This window comes from Paenibacillus sp. E194 (genome assembly GCF_000935845.1).
GTDB classification, from domain to species: domain Bacteria; phylum Bacillota; class Bacilli; order Paenibacillales; family Paenibacillaceae; genus Paenibacillus_B; species Paenibacillus_B alvei_B.
The window spans coordinates 1-9,524 of record NZ_JMDX01000217.1 but is presented as its reverse complement, the minus strand read 5'-3'; the positions used below and the strand labels follow the sequence as shown (position 1 = coordinate 9,524).

Here is a 9,524-nt window from a genome sequence, read left to right as displayed (position 1 = left end):
AATTCGTCCAGCAGGCAGTGCAAAGGGTGACCAATCCCGCGTCATGACTCCAGCGCAAGCATTTGAGCAAGGAACGGATTATATTGTGGTCGGCCGCCCGATAACTGCTGCACCGAATCCACGCGATGCGATTCTATCTATTATGAAGGAGCTGTTGAACTAATGACTACAACGAACCTGGAACGCACAATTGCACAGCATCTGTTAAATATCCAAGCGGTAGCGCTTCGTCCGAATGAACCATTTACGTGGACGTCAGGCATTAAATCTCCAATCTACTGCGACAATCGCTTGACGATGTCCTACCCAGAGATTCGAGATGCAATTGCAGAAGGATTTGCTTCCTTGGTGAAACAATATGCTCCCGATGCAGAAGTTATCGCAGGCACAGCTACAGCAGGAATTCCGCATGCTGCTTGGGTAGCGGACAAGCTTGGCTTGCCAATGGCTTATATTCGCGACAAGGCAAAAGGCCATGGAAAGCAAAATCAAATTGAGGGAATCATTCGTCCTGGACAGAAGGTTGTTGTCATAGAGGACTTGATTTCTACAGGTGGAAGCTCTTTGAAAGCAGCACTTGCATTGAAGGAAGCAGGAGCTGAGCCATTGGCAGTACTGGCAATCTTCAGCTACCAATTGGAAAAAGCAACTTCTGCATTCGAGGAAGCCGGGATTCCACTTCGCACGCTGTCGAACTATACAGCACTGACGCAGACGGCACTGGAGCATGGTGTTATTCAAGCCGAAGATATGGATGTGCTGCAAGCATGGCGTCATGATCCAACGACATGGGGCAACTAAGAAGGCAAGAAGACGAACTTGTATTCGATTTTCTATAGATAACATTTTTTGAAGACCTTTCCTGCATCATGAGGAAGGGTCTCTTTTTTGATAGAGTCATGAACTGACAAAAGACTACCAAAAATTAATCAGAATATTTGTCATTTTTACAGAAAAACGGTTAAGATCTTTGTAACTTTTCATGCAAAACTTTCGTTTATACTTGAGGAGAGTTTGACGTCATGTCCGAGAAAGGGGCAGATATAAGGATGAAATGGCTTCGCAAACGGAAGCAGGCTGACGAGGTCGAGGCTAACGAGGCAACCCCAAATCTCGCAGTGCATAATCAGGACGAGACAGTTGCGAATAATGAGGCGAAATACATAGACGACAAAAAAACATCTTCAGAATGGCCTGCACGTGCGGTTCCTGTCGCTGCAGATGAACCTATCCTCGAAGTTCGCGGTGTGGAACGAACCTTCCAGGTGGGCAGTGAGAAGCTTCATGTCCTGAAAGGCATCAATATGCAGGTTAACCCAGGTCAGTTGGTAATGCTGAAAGGTCGGTCCGGTTCAGGGAAAACGACTCTTCTTAACATGCTTGGCGGCCTGGATCTGCCTACGAAAGGCGAGATTTATTTCCGAGGAGAGGAGCTCTCTTCTTGGAGCGATAACAAGCGTACCTATACAAGACGCGATGATATTGGATTCATATTTCAGGCGTTTGCCTTGATGCCGTTGTTATCTGCATATGAGAATGTCGAGCTATCGCTGCGGATGGCGAACATTCCGCGTCATTTATGGAAGGAACGCGTACATCATTGTTTGGAATTGGTTGGTCTCGGAAAGCGAATGAAGCACCGTCCGTTCGAAATGTCCGGCGGTGAGCAGCAGCGTGTTGCAATCGCGAAGTCAATCGCGCATAAGCCGCTGTTGCTGCTTGCGGATGAACCTACAGCAGAACTTGATTCACAGATGGGTGCACAGGTCATGGGAGTATTCCGGCAAATTATACGTTCTGAGAAGATCGCAATCTGCATGACAACCCACGATCCCACAATTTTGGAGGTAGCTGATCATGTTTATGAAATGGTCGACGGAAAATTCATCTCATAAGGCAGTAGATAAAAGAAAGAAATGGCGCCGTTCCGCGCTGATATTGATGTGCGGGGTCATGATGTTAACATCCGCATGTTCTTTGCTTCCAGATGAGGAACAAGAAGAGGCGCTGCCGACAATTACGCCTCCAGCAATCTCGAAAAAGCCCGAATATGATGTTATGAAGGGCGACTGGATCTCTGATGTGAAGGCAACAGGGAAAGTAATGTCGGAACAGGAAGAGACGTTCTTCTTCACGCTTGATAATAAGCCTGTCAAGGATGTTAAGGTCAAGAACGGTGACAATGTGAAGTCGGGCCAGGTATTGGCGGTACTTGATGTGGAAGATATGCAGCGGGATCTTCGTGCAAAGCGACGCGATCTTCGCAAGCAGGAGATGAAGATGAAGGAGACACTTCGTCAGAAGGATGAGATGGATCCAATTCTATTCGAAGATGAGCAAATCGCATACGAAGAGGCTCTCGAAAAGATTGCGGAAGTAGAAAACGATATTGCAAAAGGATCGGTTACTGCTCCATTCGCTGGAACGGTCGTTAACGTCGCTGCGAAGAAAGGGAATATGACGAAGAAGTATGACCCTGTCGCGACGATCGCCAATACATCCCGATTGGTTGTTACGGTGGATGTACCGAAGGATGATTTGAAGAAAATTGCCCCTGGAATGGATGTTGAACTAAGCATTAATTCGACAGGCAAAATTTTAAAAGGAAAGGTTAAGGCGCTTCCTGCTCCTACATCAGACAAGGACAACGGAGGCAACAACAACAACAACAATCCGGGCGGGGGCAATATGCCTGAACAGGATCGGATTGATAAATATGTAACGGTGACATTGAATGATAAGCTGCCTTCTACAGTAACGCGTGGATCCATGCTTGGTGCGACCATTATTACGAAGAAACGCAGCAATGTTGTCTATATCCCGCCATCCGCACTTCGCACGCTTGGTGCTAGAACCTATGTTCAAGTCGTTGATGACAATGGCAAACGTGAGGTTGACGTGGAAATCGGTGAACAGGATGCAACGAGATTGGAAATCAAAAAAGGACTTGAGCCTGGACAGAAAGTAGTGGGTCGCTAATGGGCATTCCTTTGTTGCGGTTTCTATTCCGGAAAATGTGGAATACCCGCTGGCTTACGTTCAGCACACTTCTAGGGCTCATTGTGGCTGTATCCTTTACAGTCAGCATTCCGATGTATGCTGATGGCGCCTTGAAGCGGGTTGTCTCGAAGACATTGGAGGACAATAGTGCAGCGATGCCAGCCGGCTCGTTGTCAATCAAGTACCAGGCGACAGGTGGAACCAAGACGGATCCGAAAGAATTAAAGGAAGTTGATCGTTACATACGTGAGGATGTGAAGGCGCAGGTTGGGTTTCCAGCTCAAATCTTTGTCAATGCGCGTTCGCTCCGAGGAACAGAAGTTTACCCTGTAGATCCGAGCAAGGTTGATGCCAGCCGGGTTCGAACGATGACGCTTGGCTCTTTATCCGATTTGAACGATCGGGTAGAGTGGACACTGGGTAAGGAATATGAAGATGGCGAGCAGAATGGGACATTGCAGGTTGTCATGATGGAGGAAGCCATGTACCGCAATGATCTCCATATTGGTGACGAGCTTGAATACCCAGTAACCGGCACGGATACCGTGCTGAAGGTGAAGTTGGTAGGTACTTTTAAGCCGAAGGAAGATACGAGTGCTTATTGGTTCCAGGGCTTAGAAGGAATGATGAATTCCTTGTACGTCTCACCGGCAACGTTCGATCATTTGATGGAACAGAAAAAGCTGCCGATCGCTGTATCCAGCTGGTATTATGCGTTTGATCTGCGCGAGGTAAAGACAAGTCAGTTGTCCTCACTTAGCTCTATGCTGGAACGCTTGAATATTGATTTGTACCAGAAGCTGAAGGGAACGCAAGTGGAGATCTCTTTCGCGAAGGTATTGAATGAATTCCGCAGTCAGAGCGTACAGTTGCAAATGATGCTGTTCACGCTTGCTGCACCGATGATTGCAATGGTGTTCTATTATATTGCGATGAATGCAAGTCAATCGCTAGAGAAGCAGCAAAGTGATATTGCTGTGCTTCGAAGCCGTGGAGCAAGTACGCGGCAGATTATATGGCTTTATCTATTGGAAGGAATCATTCTCGGCTTGTTGGCTCTGGCATTGGCCCCTATATTCGGCTGGTTTATGGCGAAGTCAATAGGCTCAGCGAACGGCTTCCTGGAGTTCGTAAATCGGAAGTCTATTCCGGTAGGATTTACATCAGATGCTGTTATTTTCGGCGTGGCTGCAGTAGTCATCGCCTTGCTCGCTAGTATTATACCAGCAGTAGTCTTCGCTCGTTCTTCTATCGTGAACTTGAAGCAGAAGATGGCACGATCAGACCGCAGGCCTGTATGGCAGCGCTGGTTCCTTGATGTCCTGCTGCTGGGCTTGGCGGGTTATGGCTATTACCTGCTTAATGAGAGACAGTTGTTGACATTCCAATCAGGAGTGAGCTCTGATCAGCTGCAAGTACAGCCATTTCTATTTTTTGTGCCGGCACTCGCGATTTTTGCGTGCGGACTGTTCTTTTTACGATTGTTTCCGCTTATTCTTAAAATCGTGCAGTGGATTGGCGGAAAGCTGCTGCCAGTTCCGCTATATTTGACGCTTACGCAGTTGTCCCGTTCTGCCAAGACGTATTATCCGCTTATGATTCTGCTTATTCTTACACTTGGTCTTGGCGTATACAATGCGTCGGCAGCTCGCACGATTGACATTAACTCGACAGAGCGCACCTTGTACAAATATGGTACGGACGTCGTTATCCAGACGGTATGGGAGTCTGAACAAGAGATCATTAGAGATAAGGATAATGGCAAAGGAAACAACAGAGGCGGAGGAGGAGGCAATCCAGGGCAAGGTGGTGGTGGCAACCAGCCGCCGAAGGCGGGCAAGACGATCTATACGGAGCCGCCGTTCGAGCTCTTTAAAAAGATGCCGGGTGTTGAAGGAGCCGCACGTGTACTGAAGACGAAGGGGAATGTAATCATTTCCGGACGTTCGATTGGTCAAGGTGAGATTATGGGAATCGACAATGTCGACTTCTCGAAGGTAGCCTGGTTCCGTCAGGACTTGTTCCCATCCCATCCGTTCCGCTATTTGGATGCACTAGGGAAGTATACGGAATCCGCTGTGATTATTCCGAGCAATGTCGCGAAGCAGTACCAATTGAAGGAAGGCGACATCATCTCCATCGGATTTGGTGAGCAGTTGGTTGAATTCGTAATTGTTGGGGTTCTCCCATATTGGCCGAGTATGTATCCGGACGAGAAACCGTTCTTTATTGCGAACTTAGATTATATTTATGATCAAGTACCAATCACACCGTATGAGGTATGGTTGAAGATGAAGGACAAAGCACCACTAGGTCCTGTCCTTACAGAACTGCAAAAGAAAGGGATAGAAATATTCAGTAGGACGGATGTACGAAGCGAGCTTGCAACACAGAGCAAGCACCCTACCCGGGGCGGCGTATTTGGCATTCTGAGTATGGGCTTCTTAATATCAGTCATTATCTCCTTGATTGGATATTTGTTGTTCTGGTTCTTTAACTTGACAAGACGTGTGCTTCAGTTCGGGATTTTGCGTGCAATGGGGTTGTCACGCAGACAACTAACCGGTATGCTGCTGCTGGAGCAGCTATTTACAGCAGGGCTTTCTATCCTACTTGGCATTTTGCTTGGGAAGGTGGCGAGCCGCTTGTTCCTGCCATTCCTACAGACAGCAGAAAGCTCCAAGATGCAGGTGCCGCCATTCCGGATTGTATTTGAATCACGAGATACGATCCAGCTGTACATCGTCGTTGGCGTGATGATCTTTACTGGGGCGACCTTGTTGTTCATGCATATTCGTCGTCTACGTGTCCATCAAGCCGTGAAGATGGGAGAGGAGCGTTAATCGGTGATACAATGTGAAGGGCTAGTTAAAATTTTCAAAACAGATGACATTGAAGTTGTTGCCCTGCAAGGGCTGAACCTGTCAGTGAAGCAAGGTGAACTGATGGCGATTATCGGCAACAGCGGCAGCGGGAAATCGACACTTCTGAACATACTCGGCGGGTTGGATCGGCCATCCGCCGGCTCCGTTCAGGTAGGGAAGTGGGATTTGCTTAAGATATCGGATAAAGATCTTGTTGAATACAAGCGGGATACTGTCGGATTTATCTGGCAGAACAATGCACGCAACTTGCTTCCTTATTTGACAGCGTTAGAGAATGTTGAAGTGCCGATGATGCTGGCTGGCAAGATGGATCGCAAATATGCGAAGGAACTCCTTGAATGGGTTGGACTAAGTCATCGCATGCACAATAAGCTGCAACAGCTATCAGGCGGTGAGCAGCAGCGGGTGGCCATTGCGATTTCACTAGCGAATCGCCCACAGATGCTGCTTGCTGACGAACCTACTGGATCTGTGGATACGCAGACATCAGATATGATCATGAATATTTTCCGCCGTATGAGTAGGGAATTAGGGGTAACAGTGGTCATCGTAACCCATGATTTGTCGCTTGCAGGGAAGGTGGATCGTGTCGTTGCGATTCGTGACGGCTTAACTAGCACAGAATTCATCAAGCGCAATCCGAACTTGGCTGCTGGTGGAGGTGAGGAAGGATTCGGGCTTCAGGATCATCATGAAGCCTACGTGGTAGTTGATCGGGTCGGCCGATTGCAAGTGCCAAAGGAGTATTTGGAAGCTCTCGATATTCAAGACAAGGCATCGATGGAATTAGACGGAGACAAAATTATTATCCGCACACCTAAAGAATTGGAGGAGTAACCAGATGAAGAAAAACTGGGTACGAAAATTATTGACGGTTACACTGGTATTGACGATGATTATCCCAATGCTGGCTGCATGTACGAACAAAGATGAGGTTGTTCCAGGACAAGAGCGAGTATTGCGTATTGGAATGCAGTATGGAGGATACGACGACACCTACTTCCGTCAGCAATGGACTGATACATTTGAAATTACGCACAAAGGAATCCGTATTGAGCTTGTACCAGCACTTGATGGTGCAGATATGCGATATGATAATTCCGGAGATCCGAAGAAACAGCCGGATCGCTATGAAGCGATGAAAAAACTGCTGAATTCTGCGAATCCAGTTGACATCATCGTCACGGATTCGTTCCAGTTCCGCAAGCTTGTGGAAGAAGGAATGTTGAAGCAGCTTGATCCGCTTCTACAGAAGGACAGTATTGATTTGTCCGACTTTGTCCCAACGGTTATTGATGGGATAAAAGCTATGGGAGACAACAGCTTGTATGGTCTTGCGCCTACATTCTCCTCAAATGCACTGTTCTTCAACAAGAAGCTCTTCAGTGATGCAAACATTGCACCGCCAACTGATAATATGACATGGGATCAAGTATTTACGCTCGCAGCTAACCTATCGAAGGGTGACGGAGCAGATCGCAAATATGGTTTTAGTTTTAACCGTTATAGTGGTTCCGAAGTGTTTGGAGATATGATGAATTTATATATTACGCCATTAAATCTTCGTATGTTCGATGAAAAAGGCGAGAAGATGACGGTTAACACGCCACAATGGGAAAAAGTATGGACGACGGTAAGTGATCTCGCGATCAAGAAAATCGTCCCACCTGCAAACGGTAGTGAAACGCCTATTCAAGCGCCAGAAAATGAAAATCCGTTCGGACATGATAACTTCCTGTCAGGGAAGGTTGCTATGGCGATCGGAGACTATAATTACATTAATACGGAATTGTCGGATGCTATGAAGAATGCTGACAAAATTAAAGGCTTTACGAAGTTTGACTGGGATGTTGTAACCATGCCATCACATCCAGAATCTCCTGGTGTATCTGGCGGTTCTCAGTTGTATAATATTTTTGCAATCAATCAAAAAGCAGCGAATCCAGACGATGCTTGGGAATTCATGAAGTTTATTAATAGTGAAGATTGGGCTAAGCTTCGTTCTCGCAGCAGTTGGGAAATGGTATCTCGTCAAAAGTACATTAAGCCTAAGGATGGCACTAACATTAATGTAAGTGCGTTCTACAAAACAAAGCCGGTTCCTCCTACAAAGACAGATATGGAGAAGTTCATGATGGACGGAAGCTACTGGCAGATCAATCAGCTTGGTACGGAGTTGATGCAGCAAGTAATCGAGAAGAAGAAATCCGTTGCGGATGCCTTGAAGGAATGGGAAACAAAAGGGAACCAAATTTTGATTCAAGCGAAAAAGAATCCGAACGGTAATGATACGCCTCCAGGAAACGTATACAAGGGTTAATCATCGTAATGCAGGAAGAAAGAATCGGTGGCTCCAAGTGAGCTTGCCGGTTCTTTTTTGCACGATTGGGGAATAGTAGGGGAAGGGGAGGGGGCTGATGACAAGAAGAGGGTGATAAAGTGCATTGGGTCTATTGGGGCAAGTTGTACGATTCCAGATTTCAAGCTTGTTGTTTGCAGCAGCGGCTTGAGCATGATGCATGGATTTATGGATATGAGACGATGAAGGAGATTGAAGTATACCGATCACGTAGAGGAAAATACGGGGTGCGATTTCTTCCTTAGCCTATATGTACAACTTATTCAAACATTTTTAATTTTTCTCTTGACTGAACATATGCAACTATTGTATAGTAATACTTGTCGCTGCTGAAGAAGTTCAGCTGTTGAATGATATCGCGGGGTGGAGCAGTCTGGTAGCTCGTCGGGCTCATAACCCGAAGGTCGTAGGTTCAAATCCTGCCCCCGCAACCAAACCTCATGAAATTGCAATGGTGAGGGCCCTTAGCTCAGTTGGTTAGAGCGGTCGGCTCATAACCGATTGGTCGGGGGTTCGAGTCCCTCAGGGCCCACCAATTCTAATTTCATAGATACATAGTTTTGTAAGGCGCATCTTTCATCATCAGTTCTAGCAGTTTGCTAGATTTGAATGAGATAGGTGTTTTTTATTATTTAGGATTTAAGGAAGCCCACTTTGCAACGTTCTGCGGAGGGACTTCCTTCTTTGTGCCGCTATTTTCTTTTTTGCAACGAATCATAGGCATCGAGCACATTTTGGAGTGCGGCCTTTTCTTTTTTGTTATCGTACGGTCATCATAATAGGTACTGCCTTCATGGCGAATGATGGTTTTCTTTGATTTAATAATGGCGCGAATCATTGAGATATCTGATTCAGATGGAGAGACGTCGGCCCATTCCCAGATTCGGGTATTATTATCTCGGTTGATCTCATCACTATTTGGGTAGATGGTATAGGTCTTATCATCAACTTTTAGCGTGTACTTCTCGATGAACAGCCAATTTTCGGCTTCGTACTGAATACGCAACCGCAGCCAAGATGTATTTGCTTCTTTCCCTATGTATAAGAAGAAATTGTTTTCGTTCGCATAGTAAGGTGAAGTTTTGTCATAATACCAGGTAATACTTTTGACTTCATCTACACTCTTTCTCATCTTAGATAGTGCCTGAGCCAAACGCTTTTCTTCCGCCGCTTGTTTACGTTTCTTCTCCAACTGCTCGGCCTCGATCTTCTTACGCTCTTTTTCTTCAATTTGCGATATCAATGTTTTGGCGATGCCTGATTCCTTGCTTCCGGGATGT

General features: G+C 46.4%; 9 protein-coding genes and 2 tRNA genes. 10 read left to right on the top strand and 1 reads right to left on the bottom strand.

Translation table 11 applies throughout. From position 1 onward, the window contains the following. The 10 genes from AZ66_RS22755 to AZ66_RS22710 form a co-directional block, all read left to right on the top strand. A partial coding sequence (locus AZ66_RS22755) for an orotidine 5'-phosphate decarboxylase / HUMPS family protein (protein WP_044356954.1) occupies positions 1 to 163 on the top strand: 163 nt, incomplete at its 5' end. Next, positions 163 to 801 (top strand): orotate phosphoribosyltransferase, encoded by a 639-nt coding sequence (gene pyrE / locus AZ66_RS22750; RefSeq protein WP_044356953.1) that lies wholly within the window; start codon positions 163 to 165, stop codon positions 799 to 801. The genes AZ66_RS22755 and pyrE, both read left to right, overlap by 1 nt. A gap of 221 nt (positions 802 to 1,022) precedes the next feature. Continuing rightward, the gene (locus tag AZ66_RS22745; RefSeq protein ID WP_021258072.1) at positions 1,023 to 1,895 is read left to right on the top strand and encodes an ABC transporter ATP-binding protein; all 873 of its coding nucleotides are present in this window, start codon (positions 1,023 to 1,025) and stop codon (positions 1,893 to 1,895) included. After that, positions 1,858 to 2,979, top strand: coding sequence for an efflux RND transporter periplasmic adaptor subunit (locus AZ66_RS22740; RefSeq protein WP_044356952.1), 1,122 nt, complete (start codon positions 1,858 to 1,860; stop codon positions 2,977 to 2,979). Before AZ66_RS22745 ends, AZ66_RS22740 begins: the two co-directional genes overlap by 38 nt. After that, positions 2,979 to 5,843, top strand: a complete 2,865-nt coding sequence (locus AZ66_RS22735; RefSeq protein ID WP_044356950.1) for an FtsX-like permease family protein — start codon at positions 2,979 to 2,981, stop codon at positions 5,841 to 5,843. Before AZ66_RS22740 ends, AZ66_RS22735 begins: the two co-directional genes overlap by 1 nt. Before the next feature lie 3 nt (positions 5,844 to 5,846). Beyond that, positions 5,847 to 6,722 (top strand): ABC transporter ATP-binding protein, encoded by an 876-nt coding sequence (locus AZ66_RS22730; RefSeq protein ID WP_044356949.1) that lies wholly within the window; start codon positions 5,847 to 5,849, stop codon positions 6,720 to 6,722. 4 nt (positions 6,723 to 6,726) lie between these two features. After that, positions 6,727 to 8,205, top strand: a complete 1,479-nt coding sequence (locus tag AZ66_RS22725) for an ABC transporter substrate-binding protein (protein WP_044356948.1) — start codon at positions 6,727 to 6,729, stop codon at positions 8,203 to 8,205. A gap of 119 nt (positions 8,206 to 8,324) precedes the next feature. After that, on the top strand, positions 8,325 to 8,489 hold the full coding sequence (locus tag AZ66_RS32080) for a hypothetical protein (protein ID WP_197081758.1): 165 nt from the start codon (positions 8,325 to 8,327) through the stop codon (positions 8,487 to 8,489). 112 nt (positions 8,490 to 8,601) lie between these two features. After that, a tRNA-Met gene (locus AZ66_RS22715) sits at positions 8,602 to 8,678 on the top strand. A gap of 24 nt (positions 8,679 to 8,702) precedes the next feature. Beyond that, positions 8,703 to 8,779, top strand: a tRNA-Ile gene (locus tag AZ66_RS22710). 93 nt (positions 8,780 to 8,872) lie between these two features. Here the strand turns inward: AZ66_RS22710 and AZ66_RS32075 are convergent. Further along, positions 8,873 to 9,524 (bottom strand): hypothetical protein (locus AZ66_RS32075; RefSeq protein ID WP_044356945.1); only part of this gene is annotated, 652 nt, incomplete at its 5' end.

Coding starts and splice junctions, on each gene's coding strand:
- AZ66_RS22725 (WP_044356948.1), top strand. CDS start 6,727: ATGAAGAAAAACTGGGTACGAAAATTATTGACGGTTACACTGGTATTG.
- pyrE (WP_044356953.1), top strand. CDS start 163: ATGACTACAACGAACCTGGAACGCACAATTGCACAGCATCTGTTAAAT.
- AZ66_RS22745 (WP_021258072.1), top strand. CDS start 1,023: ATGTCCGAGAAAGGGGCAGATATAAGGATGAAATGGCTTCGCAAACGG.
- AZ66_RS22740 (WP_044356952.1), top strand. CDS start 1,858: ATGTTTATGAAATGGTCGACGGAAAATTCATCTCATAAGGCAGTAGAT.
- AZ66_RS22735 (WP_044356950.1), top strand. CDS start 2,979: ATGGGCATTCCTTTGTTGCGGTTTCTATTCCGGAAAATGTGGAATACC.